25 protein-coding genes are annotated in these 21,578 nt (G+C 69.7%); 9 read left to right on the top strand and 16 right to left on the bottom strand.

Features of this window, described 5'->3' with window-relative positions; all coding sequences use genetic code 11:
- The first annotated feature begins 661 nt into the window (after positions 1 to 661).
- Positions 662 to 1,144, top strand: coding sequence for a hypothetical protein (locus STRVI_RS43765; protein WP_014043473.1), 483 nt, complete (start codon positions 662 to 664; stop codon positions 1,142 to 1,144).
- Complete coding sequence (locus STRVI_RS43770) at positions 1,141 to 1,527, top strand: hypothetical protein (RefSeq protein WP_014043474.1); 387 nt, start codon at positions 1,141 to 1,143, stop codon at positions 1,525 to 1,527. Before STRVI_RS43765 ends, STRVI_RS43770 begins: the two co-directional genes overlap by 4 nt.
- A gap of 123 nt (positions 1,528 to 1,650) precedes the next feature.
- On the opposite strand, the gene STRVI_RS43775 is transcribed toward STRVI_RS43770, so the two are convergent.
- Entirely contained in the window at positions 1,651 to 1,980 is a 330-nt protein-coding gene (locus STRVI_RS43775; protein ID WP_014043475.1) for a helix-turn-helix domain-containing protein, read from the bottom strand.
- 105 nt (positions 1,981 to 2,085) lie between these two features.
- On the opposite strand from STRVI_RS43775, the gene STRVI_RS46875 reads away from it, so the two are divergent.
- Complete coding sequence (locus tag STRVI_RS46875) at positions 2,086 to 4,041, top strand: zeta toxin family protein (protein WP_014043476.1); 1,956 nt, start codon at positions 2,086 to 2,088, stop codon at positions 4,039 to 4,041.
- An 86-nt stretch (positions 4,042 to 4,127) separates the two neighbouring features.
- Here the strand turns inward: STRVI_RS46875 and STRVI_RS43785 are convergent, their stop codons facing one another.
- The 3 genes from STRVI_RS43785 to STRVI_RS43800 form a co-directional block, all read right to left on the bottom strand.
- Positions 4,128 to 4,313, bottom strand: coding sequence for a hypothetical protein (locus tag STRVI_RS43785; protein ID WP_014043477.1), 186 nt, complete (start codon positions 4,311 to 4,313; stop codon positions 4,128 to 4,130).
- Positions 4,310 to 5,464: an RES domain-containing protein gene (locus STRVI_RS46880; protein ID WP_167543310.1), complete on the bottom strand. Its 1,155-nt coding sequence runs from the start codon at positions 5,462 to 5,464 to the stop codon at positions 4,310 to 4,312. The genes STRVI_RS43785 and STRVI_RS46880 overlap by 4 nt, the downstream gene beginning before the upstream one ends.
- 582 nt (positions 5,465 to 6,046) lie before the next feature.
- Positions 6,047 to 6,364 carry a hypothetical protein gene (locus STRVI_RS43800; protein WP_014043480.1) on the bottom strand — a complete coding sequence of 106 codons (318 nt, stop codon included), beginning with the start codon at positions 6,362 to 6,364 and terminating at the stop codon, positions 6,047 to 6,049.
- A 172-nt stretch (positions 6,365 to 6,536) separates the two neighbouring features.
- On the opposite strand from STRVI_RS43800, the gene STRVI_RS43805 reads away from it, so the two are divergent.
- Positions 6,537 to 9,224: an ATP/GTP-binding protein gene (locus STRVI_RS43805; protein ID WP_014043481.1), complete on the top strand. Its 2,688-nt coding sequence runs from the start codon at positions 6,537 to 6,539 to the stop codon at positions 9,222 to 9,224.
- 112 nt (positions 9,225 to 9,336) lie between these two features.
- Here the strand turns inward: STRVI_RS43805 and STRVI_RS43810 are convergent, their stop codons facing one another.
- The 6 genes from STRVI_RS43810 to STRVI_RS43830 form a co-directional block, all read right to left on the bottom strand.
- Positions 9,337 to 10,086, bottom strand: coding sequence for a hypothetical protein (locus STRVI_RS43810; protein ID WP_014043482.1), 750 nt, complete (start codon positions 10,084 to 10,086; stop codon positions 9,337 to 9,339).
- A complete protein-coding gene (locus STRVI_RS43815) occupies positions 10,067 to 10,621 on the bottom strand; it encodes an RNA polymerase sigma factor (protein ID WP_043242385.1) in 555 nt (184 codons plus the stop codon). Before STRVI_RS43815 ends, STRVI_RS43810 begins: the two co-directional genes overlap by 20 nt.
- Positions 10,622 to 11,018: 397 nt before the next feature.
- Positions 11,019 to 11,405, bottom strand: coding sequence for a hypothetical protein (locus tag STRVI_RS43820; RefSeq protein WP_251983032.1), 387 nt, complete (start codon positions 11,403 to 11,405; stop codon positions 11,019 to 11,021).
- A gap of 12 nt (positions 11,406 to 11,417) precedes the next feature.
- Positions 11,418 to 11,960, bottom strand: a complete 543-nt coding sequence (locus STRVI_RS52320; protein ID WP_150112970.1) for a hypothetical protein — start codon at positions 11,958 to 11,960, stop codon at positions 11,418 to 11,420.
- 67 nt (positions 11,961 to 12,027) lie between these two features.
- Positions 12,028 to 12,552 (bottom strand): DUF6233 domain-containing protein, encoded by a 525-nt coding sequence (locus STRVI_RS43825; protein WP_014043485.1) that lies wholly within the window; start codon positions 12,550 to 12,552, stop codon positions 12,028 to 12,030.
- A 2-nt stretch (positions 12,553 to 12,554) separates the two neighbouring features.
- On the bottom strand, positions 12,555 to 12,866 hold the full coding sequence (locus STRVI_RS43830; RefSeq protein WP_050994144.1) for a hypothetical protein: 312 nt from the start codon (positions 12,864 to 12,866) through the stop codon (positions 12,555 to 12,557).
- A gap of 568 nt (positions 12,867 to 13,434) precedes the next feature.
- Here STRVI_RS43830 and STRVI_RS43835 point away from each other — a divergent pair.
- A complete protein-coding gene (locus STRVI_RS43835) occupies positions 13,435 to 14,124 on the top strand; it encodes a DUF4232 domain-containing protein (protein WP_014043487.1) in 690 nt (229 codons plus the stop codon).
- Positions 14,125 to 14,355: 231 nt separating this feature from the next.
- Here STRVI_RS43835 and STRVI_RS43840 read toward each other — a convergent pair whose 3' ends face one another.
- On the bottom strand, positions 14,356 to 14,583 hold the full coding sequence (locus STRVI_RS43840; RefSeq protein ID WP_014043488.1) for a hypothetical protein: 228 nt from the start codon (positions 14,581 to 14,583) through the stop codon (positions 14,356 to 14,358).
- Positions 14,584 to 14,700: 117 nt separating this feature from the next.
- Here STRVI_RS43840 and STRVI_RS49550 point away from each other — a divergent pair, with 117 nt between their 5' ends.
- Positions 14,701 to 15,099: a transposase gene (locus tag STRVI_RS49550; RefSeq protein ID WP_167543311.1), complete on the top strand. Its 399-nt coding sequence runs from the start codon at positions 14,701 to 14,703 to the stop codon at positions 15,097 to 15,099.
- A gap of 1,101 nt (positions 15,100 to 16,200) precedes the next feature.
- Here STRVI_RS49550 and STRVI_RS43845 read toward each other — a convergent pair.
- A complete protein-coding gene (locus STRVI_RS43845; RefSeq protein ID WP_014043490.1) occupies positions 16,201 to 16,923 on the bottom strand; it encodes a GNAT family N-acetyltransferase in 723 nt (240 codons plus the stop codon).
- Between the two features lie 501 nt (positions 16,924 to 17,424).
- Here STRVI_RS43845 and STRVI_RS43850 point away from each other — a divergent pair.
- The gene (locus tag STRVI_RS43850) at positions 17,425 to 17,634 is read left to right on the top strand and encodes a hypothetical protein (protein WP_014043491.1); all 210 of its coding nucleotides are present in this window, start codon (positions 17,425 to 17,427) and stop codon (positions 17,632 to 17,634) included.
- A 28-nt stretch (positions 17,635 to 17,662) separates the two neighbouring features.
- Here STRVI_RS43850 and STRVI_RS53230 read toward each other — a convergent pair whose 3' ends face one another.
- Positions 17,663 to 17,809: a hypothetical protein gene (locus tag STRVI_RS53230; RefSeq protein WP_014043492.1), complete on the bottom strand. Its 147-nt coding sequence runs from the start codon at positions 17,807 to 17,809 to the stop codon at positions 17,663 to 17,665.
- Between the two features lie 41 nt (positions 17,810 to 17,850).
- On the opposite strand from STRVI_RS53230, the gene STRVI_RS43855 reads away from it, so the two are divergent.
- The gene (locus STRVI_RS43855; RefSeq protein ID WP_014043493.1) at positions 17,851 to 18,417 is read left to right on the top strand and encodes a hypothetical protein; all 567 of its coding nucleotides are present in this window, start codon (positions 17,851 to 17,853) and stop codon (positions 18,415 to 18,417) included.
- 250 nt (positions 18,418 to 18,667) lie between these two features.
- On the opposite strand, the gene STRVI_RS43860 is transcribed toward STRVI_RS43855, so the two are convergent.
- Positions 18,668 to 18,976 carry a hypothetical protein gene (locus tag STRVI_RS43860; protein ID WP_014043494.1) on the bottom strand — a complete coding sequence of 103 codons (309 nt, stop codon included), beginning with the start codon at positions 18,974 to 18,976 and terminating at the stop codon, positions 18,668 to 18,670.
- Between the two features lie 609 nt (positions 18,977 to 19,585).
- Here STRVI_RS43860 and STRVI_RS53235 point away from each other — a divergent pair.
- Positions 19,586 to 19,750: a hypothetical protein gene (locus STRVI_RS53235; protein ID WP_014043495.1), complete on the top strand. Its 165-nt coding sequence runs from the start codon at positions 19,586 to 19,588 to the stop codon at positions 19,748 to 19,750.
- A 559-nt stretch (positions 19,751 to 20,309) separates the two neighbouring features.
- On the opposite strand, the gene STRVI_RS46885 is transcribed toward STRVI_RS53235, so the two are convergent.
- Together STRVI_RS46885 and STRVI_RS43870 are read right to left on the bottom strand one after the other, a co-directional pair.
- Complete coding sequence (locus STRVI_RS46885; protein WP_014043496.1) at positions 20,310 to 21,134, bottom strand: hypothetical protein; 825 nt, start codon at positions 21,132 to 21,134, stop codon at positions 20,310 to 20,312.
- A 1-nt stretch (position 21,135) separates the two neighbouring features.
- Positions 21,136 to 21,510, bottom strand: a complete 375-nt coding sequence (locus STRVI_RS43870) for a sigma-70 family RNA polymerase sigma factor (protein ID WP_014043497.1) — start codon at positions 21,508 to 21,510, stop codon at positions 21,136 to 21,138.
- Positions 21,511 to 21,578 lie beyond the last annotated feature (68 nt).

Consider the following 21,578-nt stretch of genomic DNA (forward strand, 5'->3'; position numbering starts at 1 on the left):
GTGGTCGTGGGCGTAGATGGTGGTGACGGCGCGGTCGACGGCACGGACGTCACCGGCTCCGATCCGGCCGGGAGTCTCCTCCGGGTCGGCGCCGAGGGGCAGGAGGGACAGTGCGGCGCTCGCGCCGTCGGCCAGGAAGGCGCGGCGGACCGGGTCCACCGCCTCGTCCGTCCCGTGCGCGGTGGCGGCCGGCTCGGCGGGGGGTGCCGGGGTGTTGAGCCGGAAGCCGAGGTCGGCCGGCGGGCGCCCGGTCAGCTTGGTCAGGACGCGCCGGTAGACCGCGCGGGGGAGTCTGACCTCTCCGTCCTCCCAGGCCGCCACCAGGCGTGAGGTGCAGCCGACCGCCTCGCCCATCTGTGCGCCCGTCTCGATGATGAGGGTGGCGAACTCCTGGCGGGACATCTGGAATTCGCCCTCGCGCACGGCGCGCATCTGGGCGTTGGGGCAACGAGGGCGGTCAGCCATGCCGGCTCCGGACTGCATCCGCGATGGACGGGTGCGGAGACCGTACCGCTCCCACTCCATCTCCTGCCCGGCATTGGCCCCCGGTTCACCCCGCCGGGGCCGACTTGCATCGTTCTTACATCGCCCTGGCGTCGCATCCGCCGCCGCTCTGCTGCTTGCGTAGAGGGTGTCGTGACGACTGATCAGGGAGGCCACCATGGCGCACGGCTCCGCCACGGCGAGAAAGCCCGCCGCTACTCCTGCCTGGTACCGGGTTGCCCTGCCCACCTCCCGGCGCCGCGCGCTGTGGGCCCACGGCGACGACCGGACCCTCTGGGCGGCATGCGGCTGCGCCTGGGACGCGGTGGCCATCACCCCGATACAGCTCGGCCTGGACGCCCTGACCGCCATGCGACTGGGCGTGGCGAGCGGCTACCCGGTACTGGCCGACCAGATCCACGACGAGCTGTACATCCTGGTGCCCCCCGGCACGGGCGCGGCCGCCACGGGCCTGCCCGGCGTGCGCGTGCTCTCCACCGGCAGCCAGCTACTGACCCCGGTCACCGAGCACGGCACCCCGGCGGCGCACTGGATCAGCCCGCCGCACCGATCCCGGCCCCGCCTGGTCCCCGCGGACCGGCTCACCACGCACCTGCGCCGCCTGATGGCCCCGCCATACGAAGGGGCGGCCGCGCGGTGAACCAGCCGCTGTACGACCCCAAGGGGCTGATCGAGGCGGATCAGCCCTACGACCGCGAGCCGTACGCGTCGCTGGTCAAGGCGGTTCTGGCATGGACCGCCGCCGACGACGCACTCGCGCCCCGCGACTATGAGCAGATCGCGCTGGTGCTGACCGGGCACGCCCGTGCCATCGCCGCCGACCTCCGGCGCCGCTGCGCCGGGCTCTCTCAGGCCAGCGACAAGCAGCGGGCGCTTGCCGACGTGGTGCTCGCCGAGGCGGACCGCCGGCTGTCGACACCGGCGAAGGGCACCATGCGCTGCGTGCAGAACCGCGCCCGGCTCATCCGCGCCTTGCACGAACGCCTCGACCGACTACGAGCCGTACCGCCCTCGCCATCCTGACCGGGGGTCTACTGAAGCCCGCCCGGCGCCTCCCCCGTGGGCCCGGGCGACACGAAGCCCCTGGCGATCTGTTGGGACAGGTCGCCAGGGGCTTCCCACCGGTAAGAGCCGCTCGCCCGCGGGTCACTCCCCTTCGTCGCAGATCTCCGCACGGCCGGCCGCCGGCGCGGCCGCGGACGTGTCCGGGGCCTGCGCCTGTTCGGGGGCGGGGTATTGGGCCGCCCATCCGTCCAGCAGCCGCTGATACGCCCGACGCCGCGGCGGCCGCGGCTCGGACCGGCCGTTCTCCCAGTTCTTCAGGGTCTGCACCGTCGTGCTCAGGGCCTGCGCCACCCGGTCCTGCGTGACGCCGGCCGCTTCCCGCAGCCGGGCCCGCTCCTCGGGCGGCGGCATCTGGGGCTCCCCTTGCAGTAGCTCGTCAACCGCGCTGAACAGCTCATCCTCCGTCGGCATACTCCACCTCCACGCTGAACAATACCATGGATTTAGCCTTAGATTTGCACTAGACTTATCCTTGGATTTAAGATCACTGTGGTGGTCATGACGCGGGGAGGCTCGATGGTGCGAGAGACGGACGTCAGCTCAGCCGTGCTGTCCGAACAGGAGAGCCACGACGTCCCACACCAGCCGAGCCTCCCGGCACAGACGAATGAGGCTGTGCGGCAGGACCGGCCGACCGTGGCGGGATCGCCCCCGGCCGGGTCTCCAGCGGCGACCTTGGCCGGTGACTGGTCGGAGGAGGTCCTGACCGGCACCGTCCTTCCCCGCGTCCTGGGCGGCGCGGTGCCTCAACCGGGTCCGGCGCGGCCGGTGGTGGTGTTCGTCGCCGGACAGCCAGGCAGCGGGAAGACGCTGGTCGTCGACCTGGTACACGCCGCGCTCATGCGGCGAGGCGGCGCGGTGCGGGTGGACCGCGACGCCTACAAGACCATCCACCCCCACTACACCGCCTTCCTCACCGAGGACGTACGTACCGCCGGGGTTCGGGCGCGGCCGGAGACCTACCAGTGGCAGGCCGACATCGAGGCGCGGGTGCGGGAGGGCCGGTACGACGCGGTGGTGGAGGCGCCGTTGGCCCACCCGCAGGAGTTCCTGGCAGGGATGGCCGCATATCGGCAGGCGGGCTATCGCGTGGAGATCCTGGCCCTGGCCGTGCCCGAAGCGGTCAGCCAGCTCGGCATTCTGGACCGGTACCTGCGCCTCGCCGAGGAGGGCCGCGCCCGGTACGTCTCCTGGGACAACCACGACACGTGCGCGGCCGCGCTGCTCGAGACCCTCGCCATGGTGGAGACCGCGCACCTGGCGGACCGGATCTTGGTCGTGCGGCGCGCCGACTCGGCGGCACTGGAGGCCGTGTACGACAACGAGCTCGACTCTCCCGGGAACGGGAACTGGCGCCGCCCGGCCGGGGCGGCAGATGCGGTGCTCGCCGAGCGGGGGCGCCCGTGGGACTCGAGGGAGACGGGCCGGTTCCGCCGCCAGCTCGCCGACGCCGACCGGCGTCTTACCCATCCGGAGCTGCCGGAGGACTGGGCACTGGCGGTGCGCCGCGACGCCGAGCGCGCCGCCGCCTTGGCCGAGCCGGTCCGGCGCACCGCCCAGCCGCGCCGGGAGCCGCCCGGGGTGGACTATCACCGGCTCTCGGCGGAGGAACACCGCTTCATCTTCGATGAGTTGATCGTGCCGTCCCTGGGGCATATCACCCCGCAGGAGAAACCGGTCGCCGTGTATGTGGTGGGCCAGCCCGGCGCGGGCAAGACCCGGGCCGCCCGGATGGTCCGCCGCACTCTGCGCGACAGCCCGGCTCACATCACGGGCGACGACTTCAAAGTTGCCCACCCGGACTACCTGCAGCTGCTGCGCGAGGAGCCGCGCACCGCCTCCGCACGGATCCGCGCCGACTACCGGGCCTGGCAGGCCCAGGCCGAGGCGTATGTGCGCGAACGCCGCGGGGACGTGGTCATCGAGATCACCCCGGGCAGTGCCGCCGGGTTCGTCACCGGCGCGGCCCTATACCGGCAGGCCGGTTACCGCGTGGAGCTGGTAGTCCTGGCCGTGCGCCCGGCCGATTCCCGCCAGGGCACGGCCGCCCGCTACGCCCAAACGAGCCAGCGGGGCCTTCCCGCGCGGTTCACCACCGCCGCCGGGCACAACACGCACTTCGCGGTCCTTCCCGAGGTGGTGGCGGTCGCCGAGCAGCTGTCCGTGGTCGACTCGGTCATGGTGATGCGGCGCGACGCCCATCTCCTCTACCGCAACGAACAGACCGCTCCCGGGCGGTGGTCGCGGCGCCCTGCCGCCGAGTTGGCCCTGGTCGCCGAGCAGTCGCGTCCCTACACCCCCGAGGAAGCCGCCCCGTTCTGGGCCGTCCAGCGGTGGCTGCACACAGCGATGCCGCAGTACCGCGACGACCTCATCGCGATCGCCGGGCTGGCCTGCCCGCTGATGCCCGCCCAGCAGCCGCGCCAGCTCCACACACCCGCTCCTGCAGCCGCGTTGCCCGTGGCTGCCTAGCCGATCCCGGGCTCCTCGTCTGGGGCTGGCGGAGCGAGGGCCCGGTTGCGTTCGCGGTTCTCTGCCCTTCCCATTTCCGGGCGTCGTTAGAGGACGGGTTCCCCAGCGATCTCACGGGCCGCCTCGTCGATGGCCGCTTCATAGTCGTCGTCGTCGAGGATGAGTGTGTGCATGGCGGCGCGGTGCCTGAGCTCGGCGAGGTGGCTGAGTACCTCTTCCTCGGACATCTCCCGGTCGAATCCTTTGACGTGGACCTCGGCGTCGGGCTTCATCGTGTGCCTCCCTTGCGGAAATCGTGCCCAAGCGCGTCCCTGAGGTCCCTGCGTGCTGCACTGAGCCGACTCTTGACCGTGCCGGGCGGGATCTGCAAGAAATCAGCGACGTCGGCCACGGAGTAATGGAGCACGTAGTGCATGACGAAGCACTCGCGCTTGTCCCGGGCCAGGTTCCCGATCGCAGCGTGGAGGGCCACCTTCTCCACCGTCGTAATCGCAGGATCCAGATCCTCACACGGCACATTCAGACCGGTGTCGCCCAGGTGCTGTACTGGGTGCTTAGCCTGGATGCGGTGCACGCGCATGAGGATCCGTCGACCAGTAATGACGACCCAGCCGACGCGGTTGGGGTGGGCGCATACGTCTGGCCATCTGCGGTAAGCGATCTCGAAGGCCCGGCTGGCCGCATCCTGTGCCAGCTCCCAGTCGTTCTGTCGCGCGTTGAGGATGCGACAGACCTGCGAGAAGTGAGCCTTGAAGAAGGAGACGAAGTCGTCACCCTCCTTCTCCTTCGCAAGCTGGGGCGGCTCCCTAAAGGGTAGGGCCTCATCGAAGGGCCCAGGCGGGTCCTGGGGAGGAAGAACCTGAGCGCGGAACGCTCGCAAGAGGTTGTTCGCGCGCATCGGATTGAGCGGTGCGGATTTGACCTCGACCAGGATGTTAGAGGGGCACCGGTCGCCGAAGAGCACCACCCGGTGCTCTGGGTGACTAGAAAACGAAGGCCACACGAACCCCTGGGCCCAAGGGTTGTGCTCGCGCAGCAGCGCAGCCCAGGCCCGCGTACGACCGTATTCACCGCTGTCAGCAAGTACGAGCGCAGATGATGCACCGACACGAGCAAGGGCAGCGGCGCTCGTCAGGTCGAGGAGGGCCAGTGGCTCAGTGGTTTTCAACTCGGCCAGGCGGCGTCCCGCGATTATCTGCGGCGGGATCAGCCGCACACCTCCCTCGTTGAAGGGAACGGCACGCAGCACCGTCTCCGCGAGTGCCGTTTCAGGAGTTAAGGCCGCGTAGAGGAAGGGGTACGGATCCTCAGGTGTGCCGTCGAAGCGCTCGCCGAAGAAGTAACTGTTTTCGACAACAGGGTTGAACGCGGTCGGACCGCGCCGTTCGTGGTGAACCCTGTGGAGGGATGTGCCCTCCGGCATTCGAAAAGCCTCGCCGACCAGGGGCTGCGATGGAGGACGGAGGACGGACATAGATCACTGCTCCTCGGTACCGGGAAGGGCGGGACGGGAGGATGAGGGAAGCGCGGGAGGAGTCGAAGCGGTGCTGTGCCGCCGGGCGCTCTCACCGATGATGACACCCGAATGTCCCGGGGCGGGAACGGCGATCTCCAGGACACTGCCGTCAGCCCGCTGGTCGTAGATCCTCCCGCCCTGATGAAGGGTCGCCGGCACCGCGAGCAACGTCGAGCGCCGTTCACGCTCGAACGCCACGGCGTTCCTGCCCTCAACCCACGTCCGAATCGTGTACCACATCCCGCTCACCCGTCCCCTCAGTGTGCCGCCGACGATCGACAATGCTGTCCGGATCTCTCGAAAGACCATGTCCGCTCCTGGGGCATCTGTTGGCTACCTTCACCCCGGTAAGGCACCGTGCCTGCACGCTGGTTCACATGAATTTTTCTCGGATCCCAAGCGGGGCTGACCCAGATTGGCGCTAGGCCCGCCGCACCCGTACGGCACCCAAGCCGGTCTGCGGGTCGCGCTGTATGAAGACCACTGCGGCTACGCCTCGCCCTGCGGCTCGGAGGCTTCCAGCTCTTTCAGCCGCTCGGCGTAGACGTCGGCGATACGCCCGGCCTCCTCGGGCTCCGCGTCCCTGAGCCGGTGCTGGTCCTCCACGCACTCCTGCCGCCGCGTCTTGAGCTCGTCCAGGCGCTGCTGGTCACCGGCGCGCCGTGCGAGCAGGAGCTGCCGGCTGTACCAGGCGATGACCATCCCCACGATGTCGTGCGCCACCTCATACCCGGGGCTGTCGCCGCCCGGGTCCCGGGGCTGCCCCGGATGGGCCGGTCCGTCAGGCGATGATGCGGGGTCGTGCATGGAGACCACCTCGAGTGTTCGGGAACGCTGGCAAAAGGATCATTCTCGGGCCTGGGCCGGATTCAGTTCACCACCGGCCCTTCTCGGCCCCCTACCCCGCCGGACTGCCGTCGGCCGCCGCCCGCGGCATAGATTGGGTCCGCAGGTGATCACTCCTGGGGGGACACATCACATGGCCGACCTTCGTGCGCTGTTCAGCTCCAATGACCCCGTGGGCAGCAATGAGGCGTTCACCAACCGGCAGAACCAGTGGAACCTCGTCGCCACCGCCCTCGAGGAGCACCTGCGGCACACCGCCGATCCCGCTTTCGACGTTGAGGACCTCGAAGCGCCCCGCGACAACGTGGTCGTGTTCCACGGTGTCGGCGGCATCGGCAAGACGACGCTGTCGCGCAAGCTGGAGGCCGCGCTCGCCGACGCCGGGCACCGGCCCGCCCAGTGGGGCGCCCCGCCCTGGTCCGGCGAGCGAATCTGGCCCGTACGCATCGACCTCGCCCGCTCCGCCGGCACCGACTTCAAGAGGATCGTCCTCACCATCCGGGCCGCGCTCGCCGAGCTCGGCCGCCCCCTGCCCGCCTTCGACATCGCGCTGCGCCGGTACTGGGAACACCAGCACCCCGGCGAGCCGGTTGAGGAGTACCTGCGCCGCGGCGGGCCGGCCTCCCGATTCGGCCGGGCGATGCCGCAGCAGATGCAGTCCGCACTGTCGGATGTCGCCCAGGCCCTGCTCCTGCCCGGCACCGTCGGGTCCGCGGTCGGCCAGGTGACCGGCTCCCTGGCGCGGGCGCTGCGGGAGCGCCGGCAGACCGTCCGCGCACTCGCCGGGTGCGCGCGGCTGGCCGACCTGCTGGAGGCCGAACCCGACCTGGACGCCCTGTCCTTCTACCCGCACCTGCTGGCGTGGGAGCTCGCCCAGCTCCCGGCCGACAAGGCAGTCACGCCGGTGATCCTGCTGGACACCTTCGAGGACACCGGCGACCGACACCGTGACGCCGAGCGGCTCCTGCAACGCCTGGTATGGCTCATGCCGAACTGCTTCTTCGTCATCAGCGGCCGCAACCGTCTTCAGTGGGCCGACGATGCCCTCCAGGGCCAGCTCGACTACACCGGCCCCGCCGCCTGGCCCGGCCTGGCCCCCCGCTCCGGGCGGCCGGCCCGGGCCACCGGGCAGGGCGGTGCCCGCCAGCACCTGATCGGGGACTTCTCCGAGACCGACTGCGACACCTACCTCGCCCACCGCCTCACCCAGGACGACCAGCCGCTGATCGGCCCTGAGACTCGCGCGGTCATCACCCAGCGCTCGCACGGCCTGCCGCTCCACCTGGATCTGGCCGTCGCCCGCTTCCTGGAGATCCGCCGCACCGGCCGCACCCCCACCCCCGCCGACTTCGACCACACCTTCCCCGCCCTCATCGCCCGCACCCTGTCCGACCTCACCGCCGACGAGCGCCATGTCCTGCGCAGCGCCAGCCTGCTGGACGCCTTCGACCTGGACCTGGCCACCCAAGCGGCGGGCCTGGCCCACCAGGCGACGGCGCGCCGGCTCGTCGAGCGGCCGATGATCACCGAGGATCCGCACGCGATCTGGCCGTACCACCTTCACGACGCCATCCGCACCGCGCTGCGCGGGGCTGATGACCACACCGAGGACCACTGGACCCCCGCCGACTGGCACCGAGCCGCCGAACGCGCCCTGGCCGCCCTCGGCCGGCAGTGGCAGGACGCCGGCGTCCTCCTCCCCGGCCGGGCCCTCCTCGTCGCGTGTCTGCGCCAGGGCCTGCGCCTGGCCCGCGACCACCACCTCACCGACCTCGGCTGGCTCACCGCCGCTGCCTACGCGTACATCGCCGACTCCGTCTGGGAACCCCTCGCCCCACCCACCCACTCCCCGGCCCCCTCTCCCGGTCCCGAGCCGCAGCCCGGCCCGGACACGCCCGCCGACGCCTTAGCCGAGCTCCTCACCGCCATCGCCCGCCGCCAGCACGAACACCGCGAACGCACCGCCGAGCGCCTGACCGCCGTCCTGGACACCGGCCTGCTCTCCGGCGAGCTCACCGAACTCGCCCTGTACTACCGGGCCAAAGCCCACAAAGACCTCGGCCGCACCGACGCCGCCATGCACGGCATGCGCCAGGTCGCCGACGCCGACGGCCGGCTCGCCCCGCGCGCCCATCGCGGCCTGGCCAACCTCGCCCGCATCCGCGGTGACTTCCCCACCGCGCTGGCCGCCATCCCCACCCTGGGCTGGAAAGGCCGCCACCACCGCGTCCTGGCCCACATCCGGTGGCCCCACGGCGACATCGACGCCGCCGTGGCCGCCTTCGAAGCCGCACGGACCGAAGCCGAACAGCACGACGCCCCGGGCGAGCGGGCTATCGCCCAGACCCTCCTCGCCCTGGTGACCGCCTTCGCCGACCCGGCCCGCGCCGACGACGAACTCGCCCTCGCCCACCAGTACCTCGCCCCGCTCGACCAGCGCGCCACCACCCTCTACGCCCACGTCGCCGCACTCATACGCGACGCCGGCACCGACCACGACGTCACCGACCGCGCCACCGTCCTGCGTGCCGAGATCACTGTCGCCGGTCTCGCCTGGCTCACCCCGCTCCTGGAAACGGTCCTCGCCTTCCACCACGCCGTACGCGACGCACCAGACGACCTCACCACCACCCTCGACCGGCTACGCGAAGCAACCGCAAACGGCGACTACGCCTACTACGTCGACATCGCCGCCGCCATGGGCAACCTCCCCCAAACCGCTGAAAGCACCGTCCAGTGGCTTGACGACGCACACACCGTCCGAGAGCGCTGGCGCGCACTGGTCACCGCCCGCCAAGACCATCTGCGCGGCACCCCGTAGCGGCAGGCGCTACGTCTGGGAGTCGCCTCCGCGGAGCGGAGTCTCTGGATACCGACTTGAGCGAGGGATGCCGGACGGCTGGTGTGGTCGCCGCCCGGCATCCAGGGTCTGGTCAGTGGGCGGCGGCGAGTTCTTCGATGTGTTCGGCAAAGCCGTCGGTGGGCAGCGGCAGCTCGACGCCGTCGACGTACTCGATCGCGGTCGGGACGTAGCGGACGACCGCTTCGGCTGCCTCCGGGAGTACGGCCATGCGTACGGTGGCCGTGGGCTCCTGGCCTTCCCGGCCCAGGTCCAGACGGTGCATGAGGACTTCGTGCACCGCGGGGGCGGGAGTGTGCCGGTCGGCCACCATCTGCCGGTACCAGCATTCGGCGGCCAGTCCTTCACCGAGAGCGAGGTGATGGAGGTACAGGCAGTAGGTGGCGGTGGAGTTCCCGGCGCCGGCGGCGAACTGCCACCAGAACTGGGCGGAGTCCTCACGGGCGGCCAACTGCAACACGCACCCGAGGATCACCGCGCCGTCGGGCTCGAGGGTTCGGTCCCCGATGAACGAGGACATCTCCTGGAGCGCGCCATCGTCCCCGACCACCATGCGGCTCACCGCGCGCAGGGCGCCGGCGGCGTCCTCGAGCAGTTTCTCGTCCGGCTGCCACCCCTCACTGGGCTGCTGCCGCGGTCTGGGCAGCGCTGACTGGGCCCGTGCGGACTGCACGGTGGCGTCGTAGCTCAACGCACCGAGCACGAGCCGGCCGGCGACCCGCGCGGCGATCCGTTCCTCGGCCGCGGCCAGCTTCTCTGGGGGATAGGGGCGAGGCTCCAGGCGGGCCTTGGCCAGGATCCGGTCAATCGGTGGGGTGCCCATCACGGCTTCCTTCCTGCTCGTCCAGCCCGAGGACCTGGCGCAAGCGCCGTCTGGCGTGGCGCGCGGTGGACCGGACCCCGGCCGGGCTGATGCCGAGGATGCGTGCGGTGGTGGCGGCGTCGTACCCGAGGCTGTAGCGCAGGATGATGACATCGCGCTGCCGGTCGGGGAGCTCATTGATCGCCCCATAGACGAGCAGTGAGGTCTCCAGTTCGCCGATCGGGTCCGCGGCGTTGCGCACGTCGTAGGTCTCGAACGCTGCCATGTCGGCGACCACGGGCCTGCGATTACGGCGGCGGGCCAGGTCGATGGTGCGGTTCTTCACCACCTTCCACGCGTACGCCTCGGGCGTCGGCTGGGCCAGCACGGTCTGCCAGGACACCGCGAGTTGCTCGAAGGCATGGTCGACGGCCTCCTCAGCGTCCGCGCTCGATCCGAGGTGTATCTCGGCCCAGCGCACGTACGCGGCGCGGTAGAGCTGGTGGAACGCCCTGAAGTCCGCTGGGAGAGCGACTGCACCAGGCGGGCGCCTCAAGCTCTCCTCCGGCGTCACCGGCTCCCCTCCCGCTGACGAAACGTTCACGGCCTTTCGGCCCCTTCCAGTTGTCGCGGACGATGCCTCGTTCAGCACCAGAGGACCGCTGGAGTCCTCCACCCTCATAGCGCCCACAAGCGGACGATCGTGCAGGAGACAACCGGAAAATATTTACTCAGTGCTACTGATGCGTCACTATACGTTCGAATGCGGGCCCACTCCCGCCCGACCAACCAGGGCGACGACATCACCCGCATCCGCCAGCCCTCAGCGCACCTCGCGCGCTGGACCGGATGGTGCCCAACGTCCTCGTCGCAGCCGAGGCCGTGGGCACCATCCCGCCCGGCCGCACCACAGGCCAGCAACTTCGGCCCCCACGGGCCAGCCCTCGAGTGACTCAGGACGCCGACCGCTTTCTCGCCGTCTTCTTCGCCGCAGCCTTCTTCGCCTTCTTCGCGGGCATCTGCCGCACCTCGGCCTCCCCGGCTTCCTCCCCGCGGGCCTCCTTGGCGGCCCGGACGCTGTCCTGCAACGCGGACATGAGGTCGACGACCTTGCCTCTGGGTTCGGCCGGCGCCTCCATGCGGGGTGGCTCGACACCTTCGGTCTTGGCTTGGATGACGGCTTCCACGGCCTCGCGGTACTGGTCGCGATACTGGCTGATGTCGGTGCTGCCAATGGCTTCCATGAGCGCCATGGCCTCATCGACCTCGGAGTCGTCGATGTCGACGGCCTTGGGGGCGAGACCTTCGGCCGAGCGGATCTCATCCGACCAGTGGAGCACCTGAAACCGGTGCTAAGGATCGGTCGAAGTTCTCGCGTGCCTGCTGCGCCGGAGAGGTTTCCCTCCCCATAGATCGTCGCGAAAGGCATTGCGCACAGCCAATTCCGCGTCTTCGAATCGTTCAAGCAATCGATCCAACGCGGCATCATGTGAGGGCAGGCAAATCTGTCTGCGGTCGGTGACCCGCGAGTGCAGAGCATAGGCGCAGTTCACCACGTCCAACATGGCGTCCATCACGGGATCTGCGGCGATGCGCATACTAAGCGTTGCTGCGACGTTGGCGAGATCCCCGTATAGAGCGCGCACCTCGTTGGCAAGATCCGCAGAGAGCTGCGATGCCTGCGCGGCATAGCCTATTGAATCGCGGAAGCGAAACATGACACGGACAAAATTGGCGTAGTCCTCGCTGCGAAGCTGCCAGTCGACTTGTTTCCGTTGAGCTTCTGCGGCCTTCGCTACCTGTCGGAGTGCTGCCCAACCGGCTATGCAACCGACTACGAGCGCAGAGAGCGCGCCAACCGCTGCTGCATACAGAGCTGCCTGTGTCTCCGTCACGGTCCTGATGATGGCAGGAGCCCCACAACCCCCGGGCAGCCCGACTGTTGTGGGGCTCCTGTCGCGTTCAGGACCGCCGGAGATGGCGGGCATCGCAGGCGCTACACGCCTCGCTGCCCGGCCGGGCGAGCTCGTCCAGCGCCTGGTCGAGCGTGAGGTCCGCGTCGCCGGTCGGTATCCAGCACGACTCGTGGTGGATGGCCCGGCGGCCGGCGCTTCCGGCGGGCGCGGGCAGGTGCTGCACGCTCCAGTGCCCCGGCGGGATGGCAGCGGAAGGGTGCGGTGCTCGCCGCTGAGGAAGGCGTTCTCTTCTGGTGGGCACCCGTGAGTAGTCGGTGCCCTCGATCGGAGTGACGAGGTGCGCGGGCACGCGGAAGACGGCGGAGTCGGGTTCGACGGTGATCCCGTCGGGCAACTGCACCTCGGACCACATCGGCAGGAGGAGATCGCACCACCAGCCGCCCCCGAGGCCGAGGCGCTGGAGGCGGCCGATGAACTGGGCGGTCACGCTCTGGCCGTCAGGCAGTTCGACCCACACGGGCGGGCCGGGCGTTTCCGGGTCCGGACTGTCGGAGGCGCGGGCGTCGGTCACCGCTACGCGGCGGGTGTGTCGGCGGTGGGTGTGTCGTGGGCGTGCTTGAGCATCGTCCGGGCGGTAACGAGGTCCGGGCCCTCCAGGGCCTTCCAGAAGGGGTGCGTGGCGATGGTGATGGTCAACTCCATCTGTCGGACTCGCAGCCGCTGCACTTCCGCATGGTCGTCCTCGGTCCAGCCGTCGGTCGCGGGGCGCTGGCGCGGGCGCCAGTACTCCGGATCAGAGAAACCCGGGTGAGGCTCAACAGACCACGGAAGGCGGTCATACAGCGCCCTGAGGGTGTGGGCGACCTGGTGGAGGGCCTCCTGCATGATAAACCTGTTCGATTTTTGTGGACGGTGAAGCACCGCTCGGAGTGTCGTCGGTGTGACTGAGCGCTTCGCCTGGCGGCTGAGCGGCCGAAATGGCGGATTGAGCACTTCGCAGGTCAGCGCGCCGGCCGGAGCCCCACATGGCTCGTTTGCGGTCCGCGCCGGGCGGAAAGGCTTGGTGTTCCTGCACGTCAGAGCGCTGCGCGTGAGCACTTCAGTTGGCGAGTCCCGCCAGGTCGAACGTTCAGTCACAGTCGGTTGTGGTCGGGTAGCCGGGTCACGGCAACGTGACCCGGCTACCCGACCACAGTCGGATGTGGAGCGCGGACGGTGCTGCCGGTCGGTGGTGGCCATGGGGCAGGTGAGACTGTTCGGGGCCGTGTGTGGGCGCCCGGTCCACGGTGAGGAACTCCAGGCCGCCCCGGCTCGGCCTTAGCCGTTCGCGCGTGGTTCGTTTGCGGGACGTGAGTGAGGCGTTTCCAGAACGTCAGTGGCCCCGGGAAAAGTGGTGTTCACACCGCGGGACGCCAGAGAAGAGGCCCGCACGAGACGCAGGGGGAACCTGATCATGCGTACTTCCCGGATTCGCACCGCCGCCCTGGCCACCGTCACCGCCGCGCTCGCGCTGGGCCTGACCGCCTGCGGCGGCGCCGACGGCGACTCGAAGGGGGCGGGCGGCGACAAGGCCGCCGGTACCTCGCAGAGCCGGTCCGTGTCCGACGGGGACGCCAAGGGCGGGGCGGAGCAGGCCAAGAGCGGCGGTGACACCAAGACGGGCGAGCGCTCGGCGACCGCCTCGGGCGGGTCGGACGAGGTCGCGAACAAGGCCACCACGGCGGCCCAGCAGTGCCGCGGCGACGAGATGATGGTCACCGCGGTGCACCAGCTCGCCGACCAGCAGGGCGACCACCTGCTGATCACCGCGTCGAACGAGGGCGACAAGCCGTGCTGGGTCACCTCGTACCCGTCCGTGAAGCTGGGCGACGACGAGGCCGTACTGCCGCACTCGAAGAAGGACAACCCGGGCGGCGACAAGCGCATCACGCTCCAGCCCGGCAGCACCGCATATAGCGCGGTGAACCTCTTCGACTACGGCTCGAAGAACCAGACGGCGCAGTCGTTCGCCATCGCGCTGCGCGGCGCGGACGGTCAGGACGGCCCCTTCTACTCCGTCGACAGCAAGGGCGAGAAGCCGCAGTTCCGCTGGAACGAGGCCGACGTGCTGAACTGGAACACCGAGAAGCCGTACGACTTCTGACAGCCCGCCGGCCAGTGACGCATCATCCCCGACGTGCCGCACCGCGCGTCCCGCACTCCGCCGCCACGGCGCCGATGTGCCGGCGATCGTGTCCGGCTGGTCTCGGGAGGGGACGACGAGCCTCCCGACCGTGCGCGTCATGCGGCGCGCTGGAAAGCGGTGGTACGGCCTCGGGCTCACCATGCCGACGCCTCCTTCGCCTGGGACGCCAGCGAACCCGCCGCTGAAGTCTCAGGTGGGGTCCAACGGGGTGATGCCGCTCCCCGCGTAGAGCTCGGGTTCGAGGGAGAGCACCGTGACAGGGTCGCCCGCTTGGGCCGCCTGCCAGGCGATCGCCGCCGGGTGCGCCACCGGCCAGTCCACGCCCGGCCAGGCCATCGCTTCAGCGGCATGACCGGTGGTGAAGGGGACGGCCTCCGCGAAGCGCAGGGCCGCGGCATGTGCCCCGGCCCCGGGCACTACAGGCGGCGGAGCATCTGTGGTCCGACGAGGAGCCACCGCTGCGGTACACCTATCGAGGCCAATCGGGCGTCGTCCTGCTCGGCGCGATGTTCGACGAGGCAAAGCGGAGCGTGCTTGAGCAACGGGAGAGAGCCCAACGACCGCCAGCCTGACGTGCAGGGGCGGCCCCGGCAGCGACCCATCGTGGTCTTTCAGCGCCGGGCGTCTCCCGCATTCGTGGCCAACCCCCGCCACCTGCGGCAGGCCGAACACCGGCTGGCCAAAGCCCAGCACACCCTCTCGCGCACCCAGAAGGACTCGGCACGCCGGGCCAAGGCTCGGCGCCGTGTGGCGCGGCTGCACCACGAAGTCGCCGTCCACCGCAGCACCGTGCTGCACGCGATGACCAGGCGGGCTGTCCGCGGCTTCGTCGCGGGCGGAGGGAATCTTTCCTCGGAGAACAGGAAGCCGAACTTGTTGTGGTCGGCGAGCTCGGCCACTGGACTGGCCCGTGAGCCAGCCCAGTGCGCTTGATCAGTGGCGATTCCACCAGTAGGCGAGGAAGAGCAGGCCACCGCTGCTGATGGCTTTGATGGCCGTCCTGGTCAGCTCATCCGTGGCCGTGCTGACCAGGCGACGGACCTGACGACGCCCGCTCCTACAGCAGTGTTCTGGCTGCTCAGAGCCGAGCGGCGGCCCGTCAATGTGATCGTCAGTGGTGGACTGACAGTGGGAGCACCTAGGCTCAGGGGAAGTGCAGATCGTGGTCTCCAATGGTCGACGGTCAGTGCTTGGCGTTGGCGGCCTCCTGTTGCGAGCAGGGGGCCGTCGCCACGTTTCGGCGACAACTCGCGGGCGCCGAGACCAGTTTGACGCACGCCGCCGACAGTCCGGGCGCGCCGAGGTCAGGGCCAACTGTGTCCGTTCTGGTGGGAAGGGAGCTCCCTGACCAGCGCGGATAGCGGCCGAGCCACTGCTCACACCGGATTCTTGACGCTCCTGGAACAGTGCACCTCGATCGGGCCTCACCAGCAGATACAGAAGGAACGCCAGCGCTTGGGTCAGCACCGCGGAACTTGCCGCCGGTGTACACCTTGTCGCTCTCCTTGTTCCCACCCGGTGGGCACGCAGCCAGGAGAACGGTGAACACCTCGATGTCGACAAGCTCATGATCGAGTACTCGACGTAGAAGTCGTCAGCACCCGCGCCGGGGTTGACAAACCACGAGATCCCCCACGTAGATGCGCTTCACGGCACGAAGGCTTTCCCCTCGGTATCGGGCAGGTAGCCTTTCCCTGTTTCCTCTACGGGCCGGTTCGGGACCGGCCGATGGCAGCCGCCGATGCTGCACCGTGACGCGGCTGCGCTGTGGCCCTTCGAACCGTAGGTAGATACCCCCTTGACCGGCTACGGATTGAAGAGCCCGGTCCTTGACCGGGCTCTCGCCGTCCCGGGCCGGGCAGACCAGCTCGCCGAGCGCAGCGGCGCCCCATCCCGACGAAGCCGCCCCGTCCCACTCCCCACCCATTCATCAGCAGGCGGCGTAGGAGGGCGGCCTGTCGGGGGTGCGCCCTCTTGAAGACGGAGGGCCCCGGCGGAGGTGATCGCCGGGGCCCTCCGCCTTCTGGTAGCCGGTCAGCGGCGGGGGCGCCAGCGCGTGAACACATGCTCGTGGGGGCCTGCGTGGACGCCGAAGGGGATGTCGATGCGTTGGAGGGAGACTCCCTGTCCGGCGTCCAGCACGGTGTAGCCGCATCGGGTGTAGAAGGCGGCCAGGTCGCGGTCGGTCTCGTACGAGCCGTAGATCAGGAGGTAGCCCAGCTGGTCGTAGACCTGGCATGCCCTCTTGAGTAGGGCGGCGGCCAGTCCTTGCCGACGGGCCGTCTCCGCGACCGCCAGGCCGTGGACCTTGGCAACGGCCACCCCCATGGCCAGGGCCTTTGGCGGTTCGTAGCCCTGTTCCATCGCCATGTTGATGATGGTCCCGGGGGCGGTGTCGGACAGCACGCCGACTACCCGGTCCTCCTGGTCGACGGCGACCAGGGGAAGGCTGATGCCGGACATCGACTCGGGCATGGGTTGTGTGACGAACGCGCGAGCGGCGGTGTGGAAGAAGGTGCTCGTGGTGCCGCCCAACCCTTCCAGCAGGAGGGATGCGGCCGTCCCGTCCTCGATGGCGGAACGCAAGGCGGGGATGAGCCCGACCCCGGCCGTGGCCAGCAATGTGTCGGCTGCTTCCGCGTCCTGGGCCCGTGCGAGGCGGATGCGGGTGTCTGCGGGACCGGGCCAGCCCGCCCGCAGCCTGTCGGCGGTCAGCGGCGCGGGCCGCGCGCCCTTCTTGGTCGTGCGCTTACCCATGGGCAACCCCCTGGCGGTCGGCGAAGAGCCTTCGGTGCAGCCGTTCACTGGGGAGGATGTTGTCCGGGCGGAGGCCAAGTGATGCGGCTCTATCGGGCGTCAACCCCTGGTCACCGGGCGGCCGCCGGTTACGCACGCGGGTGTCCGTGACCGAGGCCGCACGGTAGAGGCCCTCTCGCTGGTCAGCGCCTTGGAGCACGTAAGCAGTCCGGTGGCCTTCGCGGCTCTGCCACCCCGCGCTGGCCGACAACCCACCGGGCACTGGCATTTTGAGATACAGATCACAGCCCATGGACGGGGACATACCCCCGAAGTGGCGGGTTTCCCGGTGGGACAGTCAGTGTGCCGGTCGGGGCTGCTCGACAGTGCCTGCTCTCCGCAGTGCTGCCCGTAAGCCGCGCTTGCTGTCCCGCTCCGCTCCGCGGCGCCACGGGGTGGAAAGAACCATCTCCCGCTTGTCTCACGTATGCGAAGTGCGCATGCCGAAAGGAAGGACCTCACATGGCCGCCGACCCGAATGCAACCCCGCGCCGAGATCAGGAAACGCGGCTGTTACTGCTTGTGCTCGCGCTGGCGGTGATCCTGCTGACGGTGTCGGGCCTTGTCTACATCACGTACCAGCACCCGGCGCTGACCGGGCCTCTAGGCGTCGGCTGGACGGCCGCCGCAGTCATGGTGACTGGGCTTGGATTCACCGTCACTCGGCGATGACAGGGACGCCGCTGGGCCGGGGCCCCGGCTATCTGTGGGCGTCGGTCGTGTTGTCCGGGGTGATCTCGGCAGCGACCGCGTCGGTCAGATCCTCGGCCAGGCGGCGGGCGGCGTCAATGCCGCGGCGTTCGGCCCACAGCTCGATGAGCGCCTGGCGCTCTTCATGTACGACCACCCAGAAACGGACCTCAGTGCTCGAACGGAACAATCGCCCCCATGCCTGACTGGATGCCCTCGTGGGGCACGACCGCGCTGATCTCAATCGTGGCGTCCCTGCTCACCCTGATAGCCAGCGGGCGATATGTCTCGCCTCTGCTCGAAGTCCGCAACCGGCGCTTCCAGGCGAAGATGCAGGCCCGCGAGAAGTTCCAGGCGAACATGCTGGACGTCCTGTCCGCAGTTACACACCTGCTCGCCGCGCCCGTTGTGCCGGAGGCGAGCGACACTGTCCGCGCCGCATTGCGTGGGGAGCGCGCCCGCTGGCGTGCCCAGGTCGACGAGGCGACCAAGTACCTCACCGACCACGCCGTGCAGCTCCTCTTCGCGTACAGGGGGCCTCAGCTCCCGGATCTAGCGGTGCGCTACTCCAACAACGCGCGCGCGGTATGGATCTCGGACCGGAGCGAAGACCTGAAGCTGACCACCCTCCGAGACAGTACCCAGCACTGTCACGCGCTGTTCTTCGACAGTCCCCTCTACGCCCACCAGCGGGCCCGCTCCTGGACGGAGCTGGAGCGGCTGATGGACGAGCTGGAGACGCGGGAGGTCCCGAGCTGCGAATGAGAAGAGCCGCAGTTGCCCCATTGTGTCCGATGAGGGCCGTTGCCGACCGGCCGCAGCCCACGGGGCAGAAGGAGCCGTCGGACCACCCGGCCGCCCGCTCCTCGTCTCGTACCACGATCAGGACGGCCGATACGGCGAGCCGAGCACGCCACTCTCGCGAAGTTGAGCCAGGTGCTCCAGCCCGCCGGGCCGGGACGGATCGCTTCGGTGACGTCAGCCGGCGTCGGGGCTCCGCCCTCAAGCTCCCAGGTCAGGAGACGCTGTCAGGGTCGATGCCCTGCGCACGCGCGAGGGCGACCAGAAGACGCTCCATCGAGCCGATGGCATCTCCCATCGTGCCAACGGCACGCTCGATCCCGTCCAGACGCTGAGTGATCGACCGGTCTCCCGGCGCTCCGACGGCGTTGGCGAGGGAATCGATGTTCCCGAACGCCGTACGCTGCTGCTCACCGATCGTCGCCAGCTGCTCGCTGTGCTCCGCAAGTGTCCGCCCAGTGCGGAACGCCTCCGCCTCCAGGTCCCGCAGCCGCTCGTCGTACGTCGCCGCCTCATTCGCCATGCCCACCATTGTCTCAGGCGCTGTGCCTTGGATCAGCCGCTTCCGGCAGCTTGGGCCCACCGGTGCTCACGCCCTTCGACGTGCGCGCTTCAGCCACCGCCGCAGCGCGCCCCGCCGCCCGTCTTCACCCGGGCCGGGCGGCGGGAAGGGCGGCAGCGGTGGCCCCTGCCAGGGCTGCTCCGGGGCGGCGTCTGCGGGAACGGCCGGCGGCTGCTCGGGCCTGGGCGGAACGCCTGCCGCTGGCTGACCGGCGGGGGCCGGGTCCACGTCGGGCACGGCGGCGGGGGCATCCGTTGTGGCCGGCTCGTTCATGCCAGCCGCCGGGGCATCCTGCGCTGGTGGCCGCAGCTCTGTAGACGGGTGCGGCTCGGGTGAGGTGGGTTGTGTTGCGTTCCTCTCGGCGGGGGCTGGTTGCTCGGTATCGGCGCTGGCGGTCGCGGCGCAGCTGGTGGGGTGGCGGGTGGTGCGGAGCGGGCCGTACGCCGTCGACGGGCTTCGGCCTGGGCGTTGCCGCGCTGCGCGGCCGTGACCGGGGGCGGGCAGCGCGGTGGGGTGGCCTGGTCCTCGTCGGTGGTCCAGTAGGCGAGTTGCCAGTGCTCACCCGCCCGCATGCGCAGCTGTGGCTACGAGGCGTTCAGCTCCGACGGCGGCGACGAGCTGGGCATGCAGGTCGGCACCGGTGAATGCCTGGTGTGCCTCTACCGGCGCAGCCCGGCCATCGCCAACGCCATCGCGCGCGAGATGGAGTGGGAAAGACGCTGGGAGCGCGACTGACCGAACGGCATCGGACGGGTTGTCGCATCGGATAAGCCCTGGTTATCCGACGCGGCGCGCTGTTGCGGTTCAGGAACGGGGCGGCTGCAGCGCCGAGCCGGGTTCGGTCAGCAGCGCGGAACGGTCGGCACACACTATGAGCGTGCCCCCCGCCGCTTGCGGCGCCGAGGGGCACCATTGCATTCAGCGCTTCTTTGTCTTCTTCACCTGCAGCTTGTTCCATTTCCCGCGATGCCGCTGGCAGCGGGAGTAGCCCACCATGGCGGGCCTCTGGCAAGGCCTGCCCGTTGCGGTGTCGGTCGATCCGCATTTCGCCTGTTTGCCCACGCTTTTCCCCTCCGGCCGGTTGGCCCGTCCGGTGCGGCCGGGCCGCTGGTTTCAACGGTGCTGGCCGACGGGGTGTGGCGTAACCTCCGTTTGAGTGCGCGGCGGGTTTCGAGCGGTCGACGGCTTGTTCCACTCGCCTGGGGCGGACACAGCTACAGATGATCAGCGGCATGCGTTGCAAGCTGCCCGCACGCGTCATTCAACTCGCTGCCCGCCGCGGAAGGGCCGTGAGTCAGAGGGAAGATGCTGCGCAGTCCTCCAGTCGGGCGGCGAGTTCGAAGGAGGCTTTGGGGATGGTGCCGTAGTCGGCGTCGGATTTGGTCTCCAGGCGCTGGACCGCCACGGCGATTGACTGGCACAGCGGCTGATCGGCGAGGGCGGGGTTGTCGACGACGCGCGTGCTGGCGGCGACGCCGGAGTGCAGGATCGCCATGGTGCGGTTGATCATGGACTGGGGGGTGTACCAGCTGCCGCGGTGTCCCTGGCTGGGCGGCCGGCGTAGGAGGCTGACCAGGTCGTCATGGGGGCTGGTCTGGTTCTCCAGGTGTTCCAGGCAGGCGGCTTCGCGTGCCCAGTGCTCGGCATCGCGGAGTTCTCCGCGCTGCATGTGCATCAGGTACAGGCACAGCGCCGCGGTGGCGCTTCCAGCGCCGGCGGAGAACTGCCACCAAAACTGTGCTCCCTCCCTGTCCGCCAGGTGCAGCAGGCAGGCGAAGATCAGCGCGCTGGCGGGTTCGACGCGGCACGACTGCGCCAGGAGCGCGATGTGGTGAGCGGCACGGGAGTCGCGGATCACCAGGGTGGACAGCTTGCGCAGATCCTGGGCGGCCTGTTCGTGCTGGGCCGTGCACAGGGGAGTGCGGTGGCGGGGGGCGTCCTCAGGGAGCCAGGGCTTGACCTGCTGAGCGGAGGACTCGAGCAGCAGCGCGCTGCGCCACCAGGTGTCGGCGATCTCGCGTTCGATACGCAGACGTGAGGCCGCGGTGTCCTCGTCGTCGTACTCGTGCTGAAGGATCTCGGCGTCGGCCAGGAGTTCATCGAGGCTGCGCGGGGTCATGTCACTCCTCATCGTCGCAGTCCGTATCGAACGCTATGCCCAGTTCCCGGGCGATCTTCCGGCGCGCGAAGTGGCAGTGCGAACGCACGGTGGCCTCGGTGACTCCCATGATGCGGGCGACGGTATCGGTGGAGAAGCCGAGGACGTAGCGGAGCACCATCACGTCGAACTGCCGCTCGGGCAGCCTGGCTATCGCCGGGTACAGGCCCAGAGCGCTCTCGATGACCTCGAATTCCTGGCGGCTGGACTCCAGCACCGCGCGCACCACGAGCTGCAGCATGGCCGTCTCGGGCACCGCGGGCTTGCGGCCCTGGATCCGGAGCTCCCCGGCGTGATGAGAACCCTTGAAAACGGCCAGGGCTACTCGTCGCCCCACTCGGTCCGGCCTTCAACGGAGTGGGGAGTTACAACGAGCTGTGCGACATCCCGCGAGTTCTCCTGAGG

It is taken from the genome of Streptomyces violaceusniger Tu 4113, from assembly GCF_000147815.2.
Classification (GTDB): Bacteria; Actinomycetota; Actinomycetes; order Streptomycetales; family Streptomycetaceae; genus Streptomyces; species Streptomyces violaceusniger_A.

Excerpts from the sequence above, each read along its gene's own strand:
- STRVI_RS43765 (WP_014043473.1), top strand. The coding sequence starts at position 662 with ATGGCGCACGGCTCCGCCACGGCGAGAAAGCCCGCCGCTACTCCTGCC.
- STRVI_RS43775 (WP_014043475.1), bottom strand. The coding sequence starts at position 1,980 with ATGCCGACGGAGGATGAGCTGTTCAGCGCGGTTGACGAGCTACTGCAA.
- STRVI_RS46875 (WP_014043476.1), top strand. The coding sequence starts at position 2,086 with ATGGTGCGAGAGACGGACGTCAGCTCAGCCGTGCTGTCCGAACAGGAG.
- STRVI_RS43785 (WP_014043477.1), bottom strand. The coding sequence starts at position 4,313 with ATGAAGCCCGACGCCGAGGTCCACGTCAAAGGATTCGACCGGGAGATG.
- STRVI_RS46880 (WP_167543310.1), bottom strand. The coding sequence starts at position 5,464 with ATGCCGGAGGGCACATCCCTCCACAGGGTTCACCACGAACGGCGCGGT.
- STRVI_RS43800 (WP_014043480.1), bottom strand. The coding sequence starts at position 6,364 with ATGCACGACCCCGCATCATCGCCTGACGGACCGGCCCATCCGGGGCAG.
- STRVI_RS43805 (WP_014043481.1), top strand. The coding sequence starts at position 6,537 with ATGGCCGACCTTCGTGCGCTGTTCAGCTCCAATGACCCCGTGGGCAGC.
- STRVI_RS43810 (WP_014043482.1), bottom strand. The coding sequence starts at position 10,086 with ATGGGCACCCCACCGATTGACCGGATCCTGGCCAAGGCCCGCCTGGAG.
- STRVI_RS43830 (WP_050994144.1), bottom strand. The coding sequence starts at position 12,866 with ATGCAGGAGGCCCTCCACCAGGTCGCCCACACCCTCAGGGCGCTGTAT.
- STRVI_RS43835 (WP_014043487.1), top strand. The coding sequence starts at position 13,435 with ATGCGTACTTCCCGGATTCGCACCGCCGCCCTGGCCACCGTCACCGCC.
- STRVI_RS43845 (WP_014043490.1), bottom strand. The coding sequence starts at position 16,923 with ATGGGTAAGCGCACGACCAAGAAGGGCGCGCGGCCCGCGCCGCTGACC.
- STRVI_RS43850 (WP_014043491.1), top strand. The coding sequence starts at position 17,425 with ATGGCCGCCGACCCGAATGCAACCCCGCGCCGAGATCAGGAAACGCGG.
- STRVI_RS43855 (WP_014043493.1), top strand. The coding sequence starts at position 17,851 with ATGCCTGACTGGATGCCCTCGTGGGGCACGACCGCGCTGATCTCAATC.
- STRVI_RS43860 (WP_014043494.1), bottom strand. The coding sequence starts at position 18,976 with ATGGCGAATGAGGCGGCGACGTACGACGAGCGGCTGCGGGACCTGGAG.
- STRVI_RS53235 (WP_014043495.1), top strand. The coding sequence starts at position 19,586 with ATGCGCAGCTGTGGCTACGAGGCGTTCAGCTCCGACGGCGGCGACGAG.
- STRVI_RS46885 (WP_014043496.1), bottom strand. The coding sequence starts at position 21,134 with ATGACCCCGCGCAGCCTCGATGAACTCCTGGCCGACGCCGAGATCCTT.